This is a genomic window from Brevibacillus sp. NRRL NRS-603 (assembly GCF_003013445.1).
Classification (GTDB): Bacteria; Bacillota; Bacilli; order Brevibacillales; family Brevibacillaceae; genus Brevibacillus; species Brevibacillus formosus.
Genome location: NZ_PXZN01000060.1, coordinates 1 through 18,040 on the forward strand (window position 1 = coordinate 1; position 18,040 = coordinate 18,040).

18 protein-coding genes and 2 riboswitches are annotated in these 18,040 nt (G+C 47.9%); of the genes, 4 read left to right on the forward strand and 14 right to left on the reverse strand.

Translation table 11 applies throughout. The annotated features are described in order from the left end of the window. Positions 1-205: 205 nt before the first annotated feature. The 5 genes from ant(6) to C7R94_RS26975 form a co-directional block, all read right to left on the reverse strand. Positions 206-1,060: an aminoglycoside 6-adenylyltransferase gene (ant(6), locus tag C7R94_RS26955; protein WP_106785686.1), complete on the reverse strand. Its 855-nt coding sequence runs from the start codon at positions 1,058-1,060 to the stop codon at positions 206-208. Positions 1,061-1,203: 143 nt separating this feature from the next. After that, on the reverse strand, positions 1,204-1,761 hold the full coding sequence (gene efp, locus C7R94_RS26960; protein ID WP_047068830.1) for an elongation factor P: 558 nt from the start codon (positions 1,759-1,761) through the stop codon (positions 1,204-1,206). Positions 1,762-1,802: 41 nt separating this feature from the next. Beyond that, positions 1,803-2,873 carry a M24 family metallopeptidase gene (locus C7R94_RS26965; protein ID WP_106785687.1) on the reverse strand — a complete coding sequence of 357 codons (1,071 nt, stop codon included), beginning with the start codon at positions 2,871-2,873 and terminating at the stop codon, positions 1,803-1,805. Between the two features lie 28 nt (positions 2,874-2,901). Continuing rightward, a complete protein-coding gene (gene aroQ / locus C7R94_RS26970) occupies positions 2,902-3,342 on the reverse strand; it encodes a type II 3-dehydroquinate dehydratase (protein ID WP_047068826.1) in 441 nt (146 codons plus the stop codon). 140 nt (positions 3,343-3,482) lie between these two features. Next, positions 3,483-3,995 carry a YqhR family membrane protein gene (locus C7R94_RS26975; RefSeq protein ID WP_106785688.1) on the reverse strand — a complete coding sequence of 171 codons (513 nt, stop codon included), beginning with the start codon at positions 3,993-3,995 and terminating at the stop codon, positions 3,483-3,485. Between the two features lie 124 nt (positions 3,996-4,119). Between C7R94_RS26975 and C7R94_RS26980 the strand changes: the two genes are divergently transcribed. Further along, positions 4,120-5,067 carry a DUF1385 domain-containing protein gene (locus tag C7R94_RS26980; RefSeq protein ID WP_106785689.1) on the forward strand — a complete coding sequence of 316 codons (948 nt, stop codon included), beginning with the start codon at positions 4,120-4,122 and terminating at the stop codon, positions 5,065-5,067. Positions 5,068-5,103: 36 nt separating this feature from the next. After that, positions 5,104-5,463, forward strand: coding sequence for a hypothetical protein (locus C7R94_RS26985; protein WP_106785690.1), 360 nt, complete (start codon positions 5,104-5,106; stop codon positions 5,461-5,463). Positions 5,464-5,501: 38 nt separating this feature from the next. Here the strand turns inward: C7R94_RS26985 and C7R94_RS26990 are convergent, their stop codons facing one another. The 3 genes from C7R94_RS26990 to C7R94_RS27000 form a co-directional block, all read right to left on the reverse strand. Next, positions 5,502-6,431 (reverse strand): patatin-like phospholipase family protein, encoded by a 930-nt coding sequence (locus C7R94_RS26990; protein WP_106785691.1) that lies wholly within the window; start codon positions 6,429-6,431, stop codon positions 5,502-5,504. A gap of 120 nt (positions 6,432-6,551) precedes the next feature. Then, positions 6,552-6,983 (reverse strand): transcriptional regulator MntR, encoded by a 432-nt coding sequence (mntR, locus tag C7R94_RS26995; RefSeq protein WP_017247979.1) that lies wholly within the window; start codon positions 6,981-6,983, stop codon positions 6,552-6,554. 99 nt (positions 6,984-7,082) lie between these two features. Beyond that, the gene (locus C7R94_RS27000; RefSeq protein WP_106785692.1) at positions 7,083-7,646 is read right to left on the reverse strand and encodes an NADPH-dependent FMN reductase; all 564 of its coding nucleotides are present in this window, start codon (positions 7,644-7,646) and stop codon (positions 7,083-7,085) included. 156 nt (positions 7,647-7,802) lie between these two features. Between C7R94_RS27000 and C7R94_RS27005 the strand changes: the two genes are divergently transcribed. Then, positions 7,803-8,810 carry a hypothetical protein gene (locus C7R94_RS27005; RefSeq protein ID WP_106785693.1) on the forward strand — a complete coding sequence of 336 codons (1,008 nt, stop codon included), beginning with the start codon at positions 7,803-7,805 and terminating at the stop codon, positions 8,808-8,810. Between the two features lie 167 nt (positions 8,811-8,977). Here the strand turns inward: C7R94_RS27005 and C7R94_RS27010 are convergent, their stop codons facing one another. Beyond that, positions 8,978-10,315, reverse strand: a complete 1,338-nt coding sequence (locus C7R94_RS27010; protein ID WP_106785694.1) for a M28 family peptidase — start codon at positions 10,313-10,315, stop codon at positions 8,978-8,980. 318 nt (positions 10,316-10,633) lie between these two features. Here C7R94_RS27010 and dat point away from each other — a divergent pair, with 318 nt between their 5' ends. Further along, positions 10,634-11,485 carry a D-amino-acid transaminase gene (dat, locus tag C7R94_RS27015; protein WP_106785695.1) on the forward strand — a complete coding sequence of 284 codons (852 nt, stop codon included), beginning with the start codon at positions 10,634-10,636 and terminating at the stop codon, positions 11,483-11,485. A 55-nt stretch (positions 11,486-11,540) separates the two neighbouring features. On the opposite strand, the gene C7R94_RS27020 is transcribed toward dat, so the two are convergent. From C7R94_RS27020 to gcvT, 5 genes are all read right to left on the reverse strand, one after another. Beyond that, positions 11,541-12,371: a lipoate--protein ligase family protein gene (locus tag C7R94_RS27020; RefSeq protein ID WP_106785696.1), complete on the reverse strand. Its 831-nt coding sequence runs from the start codon at positions 12,369-12,371 to the stop codon at positions 11,541-11,543. 71 nt (positions 12,372-12,442) lie between these two features. Continuing rightward, on the reverse strand, positions 12,443-13,522 hold the full coding sequence (locus tag C7R94_RS27025; RefSeq protein WP_106785697.1) for an undecaprenyldiphospho-muramoylpentapeptide beta-N-acetylglucosaminyltransferase: 1,080 nt from the start codon (positions 13,520-13,522) through the stop codon (positions 12,443-12,445). 99 nt (positions 13,523-13,621) lie between these two features. After that, the gene (gcvPB, locus tag C7R94_RS27030) at positions 13,622-15,091 is read right to left on the reverse strand and encodes an aminomethyl-transferring glycine dehydrogenase subunit GcvPB (protein ID WP_106785698.1); all 1,470 of its coding nucleotides are present in this window, start codon (positions 15,089-15,091) and stop codon (positions 13,622-13,624) included. Beyond that, complete coding sequence (gene gcvPA, locus C7R94_RS27035; RefSeq protein ID WP_106785699.1) at positions 15,084-16,436, reverse strand: aminomethyl-transferring glycine dehydrogenase subunit GcvPA; 1,353 nt, start codon at positions 16,434-16,436, stop codon at positions 15,084-15,086. The genes gcvPB and gcvPA overlap by 8 nt, the downstream gene beginning before the upstream one ends. 41 nt (positions 16,437-16,477) lie before the next feature. Further along, complete coding sequence (gcvT, locus tag C7R94_RS27040; protein WP_106785700.1) at positions 16,478-17,581, reverse strand: glycine cleavage system aminomethyltransferase GcvT; 1,104 nt, start codon at positions 17,579-17,581, stop codon at positions 16,478-16,480. Between the two features lie 150 nt (positions 17,582-17,731). Next, positions 17,732-17,847: riboswitch (glycine riboswitch) on the reverse strand. Then, positions 17,848-17,945: riboswitch (glycine riboswitch) on the reverse strand. Positions 17,946-18,040: the final 95 nt, after the last annotated feature.

Consider the following 18,040-nt stretch of genomic DNA (forward strand, 5'->3'; position numbering starts at 1 on the left):
CGTCGAGCCAAAGCCACCCTACGGGCGGATGTTTCTCGAAGAAGAAGTGTTCGACAAGCGTGGTCCCCTTTTTTAAGTTCCGACTGGGTAGGCGTTGTCAAGGTCAACGAGCCCTGTGCTTTTTCTTCTCGCCAGCTTTGGTGGTCAAGCGATCGACAACATAAGAAAAAACCGCCCTTGATAAAAGGCGGTCGGGTTCCATCCATCACTTCCACGAATGGTAGATATTTTCCGCGTACTTGGTAATGGCTTCATCGTAAGCTGGATACGGATATCCGAGACTATCTGCCACCGCTTTGGAGTACTTTCGAAATAGCTCGTAGCAAGTGAATAACGCTTCCCACATCTGCGGGTAGCCGTTTTCGTTATAGCTGGATAGTAACGCTTCCCAATCTTCTTTTGGAAGATAGCGATCGATAAATTTGTAGTTTTTCCCGACACTAAAGGTAAACCCTTTCTCACATCCGATTTGCCACGCCATCATTCGTAGCAAATTCGGTCGGGCAATTTCGTTGAGATGATCAATGGCAAACAGGATTTCTTTTCTCGCCAAACCTTTGACAACGTAAGTAGAGACCATCCAAAATTCGTTGCAGCAGTCATCAAACTCTCTAGCAGTTGGCTTCCGGGTCCAATATTGACGATCGGAAGGGAGTACCTCATGTTTGATAAGCTCGTCCTTATCCAGCAAGACCTCAACCAGGCCGTCGCTATCTGCAAAATACTGCTCTGTCTCGTCTATCGGAATCAGCGTCAGATCTACTTTATTACCGTCCTCAAATAGCATAAGATAGGAAAACCAATTCCCTAACTCGGACGGAAAGAGCTCCATATCCTCCGGTTTTTGCATCATAATCCGAGTTCCAAAAATATCGAGCCATTGACCATTTTCCTTGAAAGAATCCATCTCCGTCACAAAATACGAAATATCATAATCTTGGAATGGATCAGCGGGTATATTTTTGTTCGTGCGTGACCCTTCCAAGGTCACTAAGCGGATGCGATCATCCTTTCTGGCGAAATCGATCAGCATGCTCATCATTTCTTGTTCCGTTCTCAAAGCGATCCCCCTCCACCTTACTCTTTCTCCGTACCACTTAATGTAGTGCAATTGCATAATTTTTACAATACTGTATCCATTGGAGAGCAAATAAAAAAAGCTGCACCCATTTTTGGGCACAGCTTTTCTTGCAATCCTTGCTTTTACGCGCGGGAAACGTATGCTTCCGTACGAGTATCGATGATCAAACGCTCTCCTTCTTCTACGAAAAGAGGAACGTTTACTACGAAACCAGTTTCCAAGGTTGCTTTCTTCGTTACGTTAGAAGCAGTGTCACCTTTTACACCTGGCTCACATTCTGTTACAACGAGTTCAACTGTATTCGGCAATTGAATACCGATTGTTTCTCCGTTGTACTGCATGATTTGCACGTTCATGTTTTCCTTGAGGAAACGCAGCTCACGCTCGATTTGGTTGCGAGTGAACGTCATTTGCTCATATGTCTCGGTATTCATGAAAGTGTACTCGTCTCCGCTCGCATACAGGTATTGCATGGTGCTGGATTCGATGCGGGCAGGGTTAACTTTTTCACCGCCACGGAAAGTCATTTCCGTCGTGTTGCCGTTGCGCAGGTTGCGCAGTTTGGAGCGAACGAAAGCCGCACCTTTACCTGGTTTTACGTGTTGGAATTCTAGCACGGTATAAATATTGCCATCCACTTCGATTGTCAAACCGGTACGAAAATCGTTTACAGAGATCATGGTAGTCCTCCCAAATCAATCAATAACAGAATAAGTATAAATTACACAGGCAAAATGAGCAACTCTTTCGTGGACTTGTTCAGGTTCTCATGACCATCAGCTGTAATCCACACATCATCTTCGATCCGAACGCCACCAAGTCCTGTTACATAAATGCCTGGTTCCATCGTTACGAGCATACCTGGCTCCAATACGAAGGTGCTTACAGTCGACAGCCCTGGCAGCTCGTGAACTTCCAATCCGAGGCCATGACCTGCGCTATGTCCATACGCGTCACCATAGCCTGCTGCTGTGATGATATCTCTCGTTGCTGCGTCAGCATCTTTTGCAGATACACCTGGCTTCAGAGCTTCTAAACCTGCCAGCTGTGCTCGCAGAACGATTTCATAGATTTCACGCATTTTCGGGTCTGGCTCGCCCACAGACAAGGTGCGTGTGATGTCAGAATGGTAGCCCTGATAAGCAGCACCAAAGTCGAGTGTAACCATTTCCCCTGCCTGAATCACTTTCTCGGACGCACGTCCATGTGGCAGAGCACCGCGCACACCTGAGGCTACGATCATATCAAATGCAGAGCCTGTCGCTCCTCGCTTGCGCATGAAGAATTCCAATTCCAAGGCAACATCAGCTTCACGCACACCTGGCTTGATGAAGCCTTGAATATGCGTAAATGCCGCTTCAGCTATACGAACCGCTTCACGAATAATAACCATCTCGGATTCGTCTTTAAACATGCGGATTTTTTCAAGCAGACCGCTTGTTGGCACCATCTCTACTCCGTCAAATCCTTTGTTCCATTCCTGATAGGTGCTAAAGGACACGCTGCTCTCGAATGCCAAGCGCTTGATCCCTTTTTCATGCAGGAGCTTTGCAATCGCTTCAACAGCTTTTCTCTCGTTATTTACCACTGTAAATTCAGGAGCTTGTTCTTGCGCTTGTTCCACATAGCGGAAGTCAGTGACGAGAAACGCCTCTTTTTCGGTGACAATTACCCATCCCGTTGATCCGGTGAAGCCACTCAAATAGAAGCGATTCTCTGTTTTTTCGGTAATAAACGCCTCTGCTCCCACTTGTGTAAGTGCCTCGCGCAATTTATGCAGACGATGTTTCATGGCAACCTTTTCCCCTTTTTGAATGCTTTTATTTTTTTTCGATTTTACGGACGAGCGCTCTTAACGCCCATTCATATCCATCGATCCCCAACCCGACTACTTGTCCAATCGCGATAGGTGCGATGACGGAGTGATGTCGAAATGGTTCCCGTGCATGAATATTGGAAATATGTACTTCAATCGTTGGCAGAGCCACACTGGCCAATGCGTCTCGGATCGCATAGCTGTAATGGGTGAATGCCCCTGGATTGATCAAGATGCCGTCATGGACACCTCTCGCCTGATGAATCGCGTCGATGAGGACACCTTCGTGATTCGATTGGAGATGCTCAAGCTTTCCGCCCAACTCATCCATGACACCCGTCAGGATTGTCACCACATCCTCCAGCGTTTCCCTTCCGTAAACATCCGGCTCCCTTGTCCCCAATAAATTCAGGTTGGGCCCGTTCAGTACCAAGACGGAAGTCATCGACCATCCCTCTCCCTATAAAAGTTTTTTTATTAATGAAACATTTTACCACATGCCGTTCTGAATCCAAAGTAGACAATCGCCCAAACAACATTTCGAACATTGTTACATCCATTTTGACAAGGAACGGAGAAATCCTCCTACCTTGTGAACTCGTTCCAATCATGATTCTCGTCTGATTGCTCGAGTATGATTGTCACCCCAATGAACAAGCCAAACGACAAATACCAAGCGCCTTCCGTACTTAAGGTGGCGACCTCCCAATTTCTGATATGAAAGAAGAAACCCGCTATCGCTAACATGACCGCCCCGTAGACGAGTCCCAGCCACCACGCACGGATCCGGCCAAATAACAAGCTGAACAAAAATGAAGCAACGACTGTTTCAGCGAACAGCACGATACCACCAAGGCACACGCTCGTAAACGTATTTTCGTCCTCGATGCTGATAAAAGGACGTGCAAATGCTCCGATTCCGTACGGGGTCATGTTCAAAAAGTGAGCCATCAATCGAACGAACCCCCAAATGATAGTTCCCCAGAATGCGACCTCCAAAATCTTCGAAGTGGAGATTCTCTTACTGCCTTGCCTGCCTTCTTCGGTATGGGATACGCGTGATTGCTTGTGCCTCCGTCCTGTTTTGCTTATTTCCATTTCCATCACCTCTGTTCTCTAGTATGCTCTTCCTCTAAGCTTTTCACTTTTGCTTTACATTTGTTGGAAAAGTGCGAACTCCTTGTAGCTTCAAGTCGCCATTTCCGTTAATATAGTGGTAAGGATGGTGATTGTATTGGCGCAACAAAACGTACCTAGCTACGGCGGTCAGGCCGTCATCGAAGGAGTTATGTTCGGTGGCAAAACCACGACTGTTACAGCTGTTCGCAAAAAAAATCATGAAATTGAGTATTTTGAATCCCCAAGGTCCGAATATAAATGGATTACTACGCTGAAAAAGATTCCGTTTTTGCGTGGGATTGTTGGTTTGGTCGAAGCCAGCGCCAATGGGGCCAAACATCTCAACTTCGCCTCTGAACAATACAGTAAGGAGTCTGGAGAAGAAGTCTCTGAAAGTCCATCGAAGCTCACCATGATTTTAGGTGTGGCTGTCGTGGGGGTACTTTCCTTCCTGTTTGGGAAATTCGTATTTACACTCGTTCCCGTTTTCCTGGCAGACTTTTTACTCGGAAAATGGGTACCGGATGGCGTTCCTCAAACGTTGGCTGAAGGCGGATTTAAAATTCTGCTCCTCCTCGGCTATATTACAGCCATTGCACAAACTCCGTTGATTAAAAGGCTTTTTCAATACCACGGAGCCGAGCATAAAGTGATTAACGCATTCGAATCCGGGGTAGAATTAACAGTAGCCAATGTACAAAAATTTTCCGCTCTGCATTATCGTTGCGGGAGCAGTTTTCTCATTTTCTCAGTGTTCGTCGGTGTAGTGATTTACTCACTGTTTAGTTATGACTCCCTGACGGAGAGGGTCGTACAACGCATTGTTCTTTTGCCACTGGTAATCGGCGTCTCTTATGAGGTTTTGCAGTGGACAAACAAGCTCCGTGATGTACCCGTCCTACGTTACCTTGGTTATCCAGGATTGTGGTTGCAAAAGATCACAACTCGTGAACCAGATGACAGCCAAGTCGAGGTAGCCATCGCTTCCTTCCAAAAGATGCGGGAGCTTGATCAGAAGCACGTGCAGGAAAGAATGGTTACGACCGGATAACGTGAGGCATTTTTATTCCCATAGAGGTGAAGCCCTATGTTACGCCGTATTCCACCAGTGATTCTGATAGTGATCGTATTGGCGATTTACGGATTTTTGATAACACTCATCCATGATCCTGTCAGTACGATTGTCATCTTGGGATTATCCGTTGTACTTTTCTTGGTCGTGCGCAACTATTTACAAACCGGCTCCTTCTTTTCACAAGGCGCAGGAGCAGGCAAACCTAGACAGTCAAAGGTCAAGGTGAAGCCAAAGCCCTCCATTGCTCGGCAAGCAGTGAAGAAGCAGTCGAGTACCCCGCGAAAAGATCATCCGTTTCGTGTGATCGAGGGGAGCAAAGGGAAACAAAAAGAGAAACAAGACGAAAAATCGCAAAATAATATCTCCCACTAATAAAAAACAGGCTGCCTAATCGGCGACCTGTTTTTTTATTAGACGAGCATTTTCGGAGAGGTATTGCGAAACACTTTGACGTAATCTTCAAAGTCCCATTGTGCCAAAAATTTGTGAGCGGCTGCCTCCCCTGACTCAAACAATTGTTGCCTGATTTCTTTTGACAGCTGAAATTGGGTGGTTCTCACCCCTAATGTACGGATGAAAATCGTCCGAACGGCTTTTGCCTTTTCTACATACAGACGGTCGTGTGCATCGAGCATTGTCGCCAGCAATCCACGAGAGAAGGAAAAAAGACCTTTGATGCTGGTCGCTTCTCTCTTGTCTTGATCATCACTCAGACGAAAACCAATCGTCGGCCACCGTGGAGTCCCCGGTACATCAAATAACCACACGGGGTAGTTGCTCAATAATGCGCCATCGACAATATAATGGACATGTCCAGCACTTTGCAGCTTTGCAGGCTGAAAAAAGAACGGGATAGACGAAGACATGCGAACCGCTCGTGCCACTGGAAAATCATCTGGTTCTACACCATACCGTGCCAAATCGTCGGGAAATATAAGCATTTTTCCATCTGTGACATCAGAAGCGACAACCTTCAGCTTACCAGGAGGAAGATCTCCGAATGTTCGTACACCTTTTCGCTGTAACAACTCCTCTATGAACAACTCGATACGATCTGCTCGATAAACCCCTTCTCGCATGACTAGTTCATAGATTGGTCCGATGAGAGGAAGCCTACCCAGCCCTGAGCTCTTGAGAAAGTGAAGGTAATCCAGCTCTTCAAAGACCGGTTTTAACTCATGGCTGGAATAGCCAGCGCCGAGTAAAGCTGCAACAATGGAGCCAGCCGAGGTACCAGCGAGTCTTTCCCATGTGTATCCATTCTCCTCCATGACTCGCAAGGCACCGATAAAAGCGATTCCTTTTACGCCGCCACCTTCAAAGACTGCATCCGCTTTCAACTCGCTTCCCCTCCCTAAAATTCCTCCCCATTCTCCATGTATAAGACGACAGCTTTTCCGTTACTACAAAGAAAAACGCAAGCCTGGTCGGCTTGCGCTATAATACGATAACGATATGGACTATTCCTCTTTTTGCTCATCTAACAAACGAATGTTACGAAGCTCTTCTATACGTTTTGGATCTGCCTCGAAGTACTGAACCAGATACTCCAGGCATGTAATCGACTCCCAACTCAGGTGGTGCTCGATTCCTTCCACATCCTGATAAATGTGCTCTTCATCCAAGCCGATGATCCGCATAAATTCTTCCAGAAGACTGTGACGGTCCACTAGGCGTTTTCCGATTTTCTTCCCTTTTGGCGTCAAGACAAGTCCACGGTATTTTTCGTAAACGAGATACTTGTCTTTGTCTAGCTTCTGAACCATTTTCGTGACCGAAGAGGGATGTACTTCCAACGCTTCAGCAATATCGGAGACACGAGCATAGCCCTTTTCTTCAATTAAGTTGTAAATGCGTTCCAAATAGTCTTCCATACTCGGCGTTGGCGGCATTGTGAACCCCTCATTTCCAAACCGTTATTTCATCTAGCCAAAAAAGGCACGTAGAAATATGATACCGTGTAATGAGAAGCATTTGCAAGAGAAAAGTACCTATCGCAGCTGTTTTTCTGGTGTTGGGTTCATCATTTTGACATATTGTACGAGTTGTTGACCCAATTGCTCCATTCGAGCCTGCAATCGCTCATCCTTCAGCTTGCCTTCTGGTGTAAAGGCATTGTAAGCACTTGGGATGGATGGGCTAGATGGCAATGGCCATGCATGCAGATTGCGCATGATTAATTGCAAAGTGTTGACCGTGTTCGTAGCACCCATGCTTCCCCCAGCGACGCCAATAATGGCAACCTGCTTGTCACGCAAAATGCGTCCTTCCAAGAAGTCAATAGCATTTTTCAAAGCACCTGTCATTGTGCCATGGTATTCAGGCGAACCGATTACAAGACCATCTGCTTCAGAAACCGCTTTGACAAATCGATGGACTATTTCAGGGTACGTACTGGTATCATCACGATCATCGTACAGCGGCAGCTTCCAGTCCGCGAGATGAATCATTTCAACATCGGCACCTGCAGCCTTCGCAGCTTCGAGTACAATATGAACCGCTTGTTTTGTCGTAGAATTGGCATTCATGCTTCCGGCTATTCCTACAATTTTCATGGTTTCACCCCATCAATAATCTAAATACTGGTATGTTCCTCATTATATTCCATTAAGTATAATTTGTAAACATTTATGTTTATTTAATATCATCTGTTCTGAACAGACCTGTTTGTCTCATACACTTGTACCAAGTTTCAAGTGAGGATGATGCCTATGGACAAAGTCGCTTGGCATATCGCCGTGCTTTTTGCAGGGTCTGCGTTAGGTGGATTCTATTTGGGTGGATATGAGTGGTTACGCTTTTTTACTTATTTCGGTTCCTGGGGAACAATAGGCATTGCACTTGCGGCTCTTGGTCTCGGATGGTTCGGCGTCCAGCTGTTGACCTTTTGCCATCGCAAGCAAATTCACTCTCTGTATGAGCTGTACTACGTATTGTTTGGCGAAGCGTTCGCATCTAGCCTTTCTGTCATCACCCACATTCTGCTACTGGGGTATACAGGAGTCATGCTTGGCCAACAGGCAGATTTCCTCTTGGAGGAGTTCTCTCCCTTATGGTTCATCCTTCTGACCATTGCAGCCATCTTCTTTATCATAAATCGTTGGAGGTGGATTGTCACTGCAACAGCCATATCTCTATCTGTCGGTTTATTATTATTTGGAGTGATTTTCAGCGCACAATCCCATGTTCCAATACCGAGCTTGGGTTATCAATTGAATGTGAACTGGCTGATTCACGCTGTATTTTTCCTTGCCTTGCATTTTCTCATCGGCTTGGCCACGACTCTACCACTGGCAGTACGTGCGTCTCATGAGCGAGCTGTTCGGATGGGGGCAATCATCGGAGCCGGAATCTTCCTTTTGTTCACCATGTTAGGTCAAGCTATTCTTCTTGCCCATTGGCATGATGCCCACGCCTCTGTACTGCCTATCAAACAAATATTGATTCAAATGATGCCGGGTGGCGATTGGCTTCTCGCTATCCTCTCACTTTTACATGGTGGAGTCATTGTCGCAGCCCTACTCTATTCGTTGACACATCCAATTGCGACACGTCAACATCTGCAAATGCTGCCGCTCATTGTCGTCATGCTGCTTACTATATTTGTTTTCTCTCTCCTCACACTCGTTGTTCCGTGGAGTATGTCTGCAATCGCCAGTGCAGCGACTTATTGCGGCATGTTCCTAATAGGCTGGTACGTTTGGAAGCATCAGAATTGACTGGATTGTTTACTCGTAGCTCCTGTGGTCAAGACAGAATCTTGGCCACTTTTTTTCGCATTAATAGGATCGCATTCAATATTCCGATCAGCACCAAAAGTACAAGGATATCATGGTTACTCCCCCTTATTTTATCACAAACGAAAAACGTCCCCCGAAGGAGACGTCTACTGCAAAGCCTCACTTTCCGCTCTCGGCTGTTCCCCATTTGGAGAACCCATCGGATAAGCTGGCGTTGTTTGGTCAGTAATTTTTTCAATCGCTGAAAGGATCGCCTTTGTCGCCGTTGCGATTTGTGCCCAATCAATCTGTGCGATGGAGTCATCTGTTGCTTGTCCTGTCTCTGCACTCGTCACAAGCGCCGTAGGAATACCCGCGGCGGCTAAAGCGCCTGCTGGACCATTTCGTGCACGTTTCCCATCCTTCTCGGTAGAAGACACCCCCGCTACTCTCAGGAGTTGGATTGGCAGGTTTTCGTTGCCCAGCGAATTGGTTGCAACCAGCTCTGTCTTTTGACTGCCCACCCCATCGACATAGAAGGCTGCAATCATAGCTTGTCGGTCTTTGGCCGATAAGGCATTCGCATAAGCAATCGGGCCTCTGCTTCCCGAGGTAACCCCACCAAAGCTGACGAATCTCACTTCCGTATCGATCGGCTTGTCAGCCATATTACGCGCTATCTCAAGCAAGGCCGCTACACCGGAGCCATTGTGATTTGCCCCAGCTGATAACCCAGCGGAATCATGGTGAGCGGATACCATGACGACCTGCCCGGTGTCATTTTGATTGGGCTTTCGGCTTGCCACGATATTATACGAGGTTTGCTTGGTCGTTACGGCTCCTTCTACCTTGACGGTTCCCTTTACGGGCCGCTTGTCCATGATGCGTTTCTGGAGCTTCGTGCCGTCCGCTTTGGACAAAGCGATTACAGGAACTGCGATATCCAAGGGTTCGCCCAGTGAAGCATTCCAGCCTTCCTCCCGATCGTTCCAGATGATCAGAGCAACGGCTCCGGCAGCGGCTGCTTGGCGTACTTTTTCGCCGAACGAAATTTCCCCTCGCTTGACCAAAGCAATCTTTCCCCGGGAGGCATCGGTCACAAAATCAACGGCCCTTCCCAAGCCTGCATCCACCACTTCTGCTGTTGCGGTTCCATTAATCCCAAAAGTAAATCCGCTTACTGTCCATTTTTGACCCGGCCATTCTTCCACCGTCAGGGATAGAGTAGTTGGCTTTCGGTACGTATAATAAGAAAATGGATCGAGCTTGGTCTTGTACCCGTAAGATCGAAGTGTATTTTCCACATAGACAGCTGCTGCAAATTCCGTTTCAGTAGCAGGTGGACGGGCTGTTCTCGCCAGTTGCTCGACATGGCTGTACAAGCGTTCATTATCAATCCAATCTTGAGCTTCCTCTGCATGAGCACGATGTGAAAGGAAAGGTATCGGCAATATCGTTCCACAGACAAGCAGGGCACATAGCGCATAATGACGGACAGATCGCATAGCATTCTCCCTTTCCTTCCCTCTTTGCTATTTATTATGGGCGTTTACGACAAATCGAGTCTAGTCAGAATAGTTAGTCAAATAACTTCATCCTGCGCCATCCCTGGACAGCTTTCGCTTTCTTCTGCCCCAAACGTCGATTTTTCGTGTGACTTCCTTCCATATGAATTCTTAATAGAAAGGGGCTTTACTCCGTAAAATTATTGATAAAGAAAAGGCGACTTTCAAATTGACCGATGTACTTGCCTTTTGCTAAGGTGGAATCAATAAAAAACCGTTTGAAAGAAACGGATTGGAATCTATTGAGGGGGAAGTACCATGCTATATGTAGATGGCAAATGGGTAGAAGAAGGGCAAGTCGCAGTCCATCCAGAGGACCGTGGCTATAACTTTGGGGATGGCATATATGAGGTAGTACGTATTTATAAGGGACGCATGTATCAATGGGATGGACATCTTACCCGTTTGTTTCGAAGTGCCAAAGAAATAAAAATGGAGCTTCCATGGAGCGCAGAAGAGCTAACGGACTTAGCGAATCAGCTGATCGCCAAGAACAACATCACGGAAAATGACGACGCCACCCTTTACTTGCAAGTATCTCGCGGCACCGCTCCCCGTGTTCACGATATTCCGTCTGGGATCCAGCCTGTGATTATGGGCTTTGTCCGTCGCAAGGACCGCCCTGTCGCCGATATGAAGAAAGGCTTGACAGCTCAGCTCGTCGAAGATATCCGCTGGCTGCGTTGCGATATCAAAACGCTCAATCTGCTAGGGGCTGTTCTGGTCAAACAATACGCAAAAGATGCAGGTGCCCAAGAATCGATTTTGCACCGCAACGGCGTCATCACAGAGTGCAGCGCTTCCAATTTGTTCGTCGTGAAAAATGGCGAGCTGTATACACATCAGGCCGACAATCTGATCCTGCACGGAATTACTCGCCAAGTGGTCATTGATTTGGCTCGGAACAATGGCATCACTGTCCATGAAGAAGCATTCGACATTGCTTTCTTGAAGCAAGCCGATGAAGTATTCCTCACCAGCACGACCGCGGAAATCATGCCGCTCATCTCGGTAGATGGCGTCGCTGTTGGCAACGGACAGCCAGGACCTGTCGCACTTACACTACAAGACTTGTTTGAACAGCATATCAACACAAGTGTACTCGTGTAATCAAAAGAAGCTCTCCCGGTATGTAGATGCATCCGAGAGAGCTTTTCTTTATCATTTAGCGACGCAGATTCCATTCGTCTGTAGCATAGCGCGTACTCACAAGTTCTTCTGCCAAAGCGAGTTCTTCGTCCGTAAGCGTTGAAGGGATCAGCTCCACTTCCAGCCCGGATGCAAAGCCTTTCGAGAACGCCTCGATGGATTCTTGGAGACTGATTGGCCGAGGGCTTACTTGGTTGATCGTCACTGCTTTTTGTCGGAAGCTATCGATCATCCGTTGTTTTACCCGCTCCGATGGGAAATGCAAGAGTGAGAATAGCAAATCTACGTCCATATCAAGGAGAATAGAGCCGTGCTGAAGAATAACACCCTTTTGTCGGGTCTGAGCGCTTCCCGCTACTTTTTTCCCTTCTACCACGAGCTCATACCAAGAGGGAGAATCGAAGCAGGCGGATGAACCTGGAGACGTGTACTTTTCCTTCTCCTCTTCACTTGCCAGGGAGACCATTTCCGCCGAGAGTCCAAGGTTTTGGAACCCGTGCAGCAGTCCCAAGCTGATGATTTTGTAGGCTTCCGTCACGCTCGAAGGCATTTTCGGATGGTCTTCGGATACGATGACACTGTATGTCAGCTCCTGATCGTGGAGAACAGCACGCCCTCCCGTCGCTCTGCGAACAAAGCCCAGTCCTCTATTTTGAACTTCCTCCAGATTGATGTCCTTGATGGCCTTCTGGAAATAGCCAATTGACAGTGTTGCCGGGTCCCACGTGTAAAAACGAACGGTCGGGGGAACCTTTCCCTCACTGTGCAACTGCAAAATTGCTTCATCTACTGCCATATTCATCGCGGGTGACATGGCTTCCGTCACGATATAGCGCCACTGTTCCATCTATGTACCTCCTCATTCACAACGCCTTCATTGTACGCTTCTGGCACGAGGGACGGCAAGCCTCTGATGGGCTAATTTGCACGAGCTGTCTCCTGTAAAATCGCCATGACCTGCGCCAGTGAATCTGTTTTCTTCTCATTTTCTTCGCGCATTCGCTGCAAGACGGACTCTCTGTTCTTTTGCAAGTCATTCACCGCTTGATAAAAGCGATCATCCGTTAGCTCTTCTTCCAGCAGAACATGACACAAGCCCTTCCTTTCAAAGGACTGAGCATTTAAAATCTGATCACCCCGACTTGCTTCACGGGACAACGGTATCAAGAGCATTGGCTTTTGTAGAGCTAAAAACTCGTAAATCGCATTGGAGCCTGCACGAGACACCACAATATCTGCCATCGCCAGCAAATCAGGCAATTCCTCCTGGACATACTCAAATTGCTTGTAGCCTGTTACCTGAATCGTTTCATCCACTTGATTTTTGCCACAAATATGTACAATAGAAAAATTCTCCAGCAAATTAACCAATGTGCGACGTACCGCCTCATTGATTCTCCGTGCTCCCAAGCTTCCCCCCATGACAAGCAAGACAGGTTTTTTTGCGGTAAAGGAGCAGTACGCCAAGCCTGCTTCTTTTCGCCCCTGCTTCAACTCTTCTCTCACGACTGCACCTACGTGAATCCCTTTGTTTTTGGGTACTTTCGAAAGCGATTCTGGAAATGTAACGCACACCTTGCTGGAAAAAGGGACAGCCAGCTTGTTTGCGAGACCGGGTGTCAGATCAGATTCATGGATGACTACAGGAAGACGGTTTAGCCACCCCCCAAAAACGACCGGCACGGAAACGAAGCCTCCTTTGGAAAAAATCACATCCGGCCTCCACTTGGCGAGAAAGCGAGAAGCTTGCCAAATGCCTTTGAGGACACGCAGCGGGTCACTCACGTTTTTCCAATCAAAGTAACGTCGCAGTTTTCCTGAAGAAATGCCAATATAGCGCACTTCCGGATGGTTGGCGACTAGCTCTCGTTCAATGCCTGTCGCAGAACCAATGTAGGCAACTTCCCAGCCAAGCTTGATAAAGTGGGGGATGAGTGCAAGATTCACAGTAACATGGCCTGCCGAACCACCACCGGTAAACACAATCCTTCTCTTCATTCGGCTCGAACCCTCCCCTGCCTCTTCTTCCCACATGATAACATCAATCAGAAAGAAAAGCCGCCCGTAACAACAGGCGACTTCTCCTGGAATCTAGGATTATGCTTGCGGTTGATAACGCAGGATTGGCTTTCTTGCCGCTGTCGCTTCATCCAAACGCTTGACCACAGTGGTATGAGGAGCTTCCTGAACGATTTCTGGCGTTTCCTCGCACTCACGGGCAATTTGCAGCATAACGTCGATGAACTCATCGAGCGTTTCTTTTGTCTCAGTTTCGGTCGGTTCGATCATCAGGCACTCGTCCACGATCAATGGGAAGTAGATCGTTGGCGGGTGATAACCGAAGTCGAGCAATCGTTTTGCAATATCGAGCGTACGTACACCCTGCTTCTTCTGGATCACTCCAGACAGGACGAACTCGTGCTTGCAGACGCGATCAAATGGCAGATGGTAAGCCGTTGCCAGTCGACGCATCATATAGTTGGCGGAGAGCACCGCATTTTGGGAAACTTGCAGCAAGCCTTCTGGCCCCATCGTACGGATGTAGCTGTACGCACGAACGAGAATGCCAAAGTTTCCGTTGTAGCCTTTTACACGACCAATGGAAGCTGGGCGATTGCTGTCCCAGTAGAAGCTGCCGTCTTCCTTTTTCGCTACGATTGGTGCAGGCAGGAATGGCTCGAGAATTTTTTTCACACCGACCGGACCTGCACCTGGACCGCCACCACCGTGAGGTCCTGTAAACGTTTTGTGCAAGTTCAGATGCACCACGTCGAAGCCCATGTCTCCCGGACGGGCAATTCCCAAAATCGCGTTCGCATTCGCACCATCATAGTACAAGAGGCCGCCTGCTTCATGGACGATTTTCGCCATTTCCACAATATCTTCTTCAAACAATCCGAGTGTGTTCGGGTTCGTCAGCATCAAAGCAGCCGTGTCAGGTCCTACTGCATCACGAAGCGCTTGAATGTCAACCAATCCACGCTCGTCAGATGCAATAGTTACGGTATCCAAGCCAGCTACAGCAGCAGATGCCGGGTTCGTTCCGTGCGCGGAATTCGGCACGATAACTTTGGTACGATGGCCTTCCCCACGGCTCTCGTGGTAGGCACGGATCATCATCAGACCTGTCCACTCACCCGCAGCACCAGCGGCTGGTTGCAGAGTAACCGCGTCCATCCCTGTAATTTCAGCCAGTTCTTCTTGCAGGTTGTACAACAGCTCCAAAGCACCCTGTACAGTTTCTTCCGGTTGATACGGATGTGTCTGCGCAAAACCAGCGTAACGAGCAACATCTTCGTTAATTTTCGGGTTGTATTTCATCGTGCAAGAACCAAGCGGATAGAAGCCATTGTCTACCCCATGGTTGCGTCGAGACAGTTCTGTATAGTGACGAACCAATTGCAGCTCAGATACCTCAGGCAGCTCAGCCGGCGTTTCCCGAATGAGGTGCTTTGGCAAAAGGCTTGCTACTTCTACTTCTGGAACATCCAATGCCGGCAAATTGTAGCCCACACGGCCTGGTTTGCTCATTTCAAAGATCAGTGCTTTCTCCTGGTCGTTACGCACGTGTGATCGCCTCCAATTCAGCCGCCAATGTGTCGATTTCTTCTTTGGTACGCAGCTCAGTTACTGCAAGCAAGGTATGATTTGCAAACTCTGGATAGTCGAGACCGAGATCATAGCCCCCGATGATTCCAGCATCCAACAGGCCTTTGTTTACTTCTGCAACCGGTTTGTTCAGCTTCACCACAAACTCGTTGAAGAATGGAGAAGTGAATACGATCTCCAAGCCTTTTGCTTGCAGGGCATTCTTGGCGTAATGAGCTTTTTGCAGGTTCATCATCGCCATTTCTTGTACACCCTGCTTGCCTAGTGCTGTCATGGCAATAGAAGCAGCCAAAGCGAGCAGCGCTTGGTTTGAGCAGATATTGGAAGTCGCTTTTTCACGACGAATATGTTGTTCACGCGCTTGCAGCGTCAATACGAAGCCGCGTTTGCCATTTTCGTCCTTCGTTTGACCGACGATACGACCTGGCATTTTGCGCATCAGCTTGGATGTCGTAGCAAAGTATCCACAATGTGGTCCACCGAAGGATGCTGGGATACCGAATGGCTGCATGTCGCCCACTACGATATCTGCGCCCAATTTGCCCGGTGCCTCCAGTACACCCAGAGCAAGCGGATTCGAGGATGTGATCAACAGAGCACCTTTTCCATGCGCAATTGGTTCAATCGCTCCCAAATCCTCTACGTTTCCGAAGAAGTTCGGATACTGCACGATGACTGCTGCTGTGTTTTCATCGATAAGTGCTTCCAGAGCCGCTGTATCCGTAACGCCGTCACTGTTGATACCTACTTCAACCAGCTCAACGTTTTGACCATACGCATATGTTTTCAAAACACCACGCGCTTCCGGATGTACAGCGCGGGAAACGATTACGCGCTTTTTGCCAGTGTGACCTGCAGCCATCATCGCTGCCTCTGCCAAAGAAGTAGCGCCGTCATACATCGAGGAGTTGGCTACTTCCATGCCAGTCAGCTCACATACCATTGTTTGGAACTCAAAAATAGCTTGCAGTTCACCTTGGCTGATTTCTGGCTGGTAAGGTGTATAAGCGGTAAAGAATTCACCGCGGAGCAGCATATGATTGACTGTGCTCGGCGTGTAATGTTGATAAACACCCGCACCTAGAAAGTTAACATGCGTGCTGAAGTTTACGTTTTTATTTGCGAGGCGTGTAAAATACTTCACCAAATCTGGCTCGGATAGGGCTTCTGGAATATTCAAAGCACCTTTGAAGCGCACTTCTTCCGGAATATCAGCAAACAGTTCTTCTATGCTCGAAATGCCGAGGGTTTCCAGCATTTCGCGCTTGTCCTGATCAGTTTGGGGCAGGTAGCGGTATTTCACGGACGTTGTCCTCCTCTAAAAGGATGTATGTGTTGTATCGTTTAGTTTTTGGGGCGTTTATAAAATGGAGCGGCAACGACTTCTGCTTTCAGACGTTTTCCGCGGATTTCTACTTCTACTTGTGTACCTAACGCAGCATGCTCGGTTTTTACGAGAGCGAGACCGACGTTTTTTTTCAAGGTTGGAGATTGTGTTCCCGTCGTCACTTCGCCAATGAGCTCTTCCCCTGCATAGACAGGGTAATGCGTGCGCGGAATCCCACGATCGATCATTTCGATCCCTACCAGCTTGCGTGGAGCTCCGTTTTCTTTTTGTGCCTTCAATACTTCTTGACCGATAAACGGCACTTCTTTGTCTACCTTGACAGCGAAACCAATGCCCGCTTCGATCGGCGTAATGTCTTTGCTGAGCTCTTGGCCGTAGAGTGGCAGCTTGGCTTCAAAACGAAGCGTATCGCGCGCACCGAGACCGCATGGCAACAGACCTTCTTCTTTTCCTGCATCCAGCAAGATATCCCACAGCTCTGCGGCACGATCGGCATCCAAATAAATCTCGAAGCCATCTTCGCCAGTATAGCCAGTACGGGAGACCAATGCAGGAATGCCGCTCACTTGTACATCACGCTCAAAACGGAAAAAACCGATTTGAGACAAGTCTGTAGTCGTCAGCTTTTGCAGAATAGTTTCTGCCAAAGGACCTTGAATCGCGATTTGTGCTGTCTGTGGCGAAATATTCTCAATCGTTACGCCTGGAATCAGATGTTCTTCTAGCCACGCATAGTCTTTGTCGATATTCCCCGCGTTGATGACGAGCAGGTAATGATCATCTGCATACTTGTAAACAAGCAGATCGTCTACCGTCCCCCCATCTGGGTAGCAAAGCACACTGTACTGCGCCTGCCCGACTGCCAGCTTGGACACGTCATTCGTCGTCACACGCTGGAGATAAGAAAGAGCGTTTTCCCCTTTTACGTCCACTTCTCCCATATGGGAAACATCAAATAGACCAGCTTTTGTCCGAACGGCTTCATGCTCTTGACCAATGCTTGTAAACTGCACTGGCAGATCCCAACCACCGAAGTCGATGGTTTTCGCGCCATACTTTGCATAAGAATCAAATAGTGGCGTACGTTTCAAATTGGACATGTGGCACCTCCTGTGAACAATAAGATCTTAGAAAACTTGCCTTCGCTGAGCCTTTGGCGAGGCCTTAGTTGCACTTATGTCGATAGGAGTCTTATCGACCAAAACAAAACAGAGGGGGAAAAACGGGTACACCAAAATAATGGTGCCCATTTCTCCTCCTCTGTCCTTGGTACCTGAGAGTTACCTTGCGAATCAGGTGAGGGCTACATCGTTCCTCACTTGCAAGTTTCCCCTTTGGTGGCTCATGTGAGCTCTCTCCAGAGTTGCGTCCGGTAGAGGTACTTTTGCCTGAGAGATTCACCGTTACCGGCTTGCTCCTTCGGCGCTGCCAAACGTTCAAGCAGTCTCTCCCTACTACCATCATTCGCGGTTGTTTCATGGTCATACATAAGTTTTTGCTGTCATTTCCATACTAAGGGATGTACTACCTCTTTATCCTACCATGAGAGACCAAAGTTG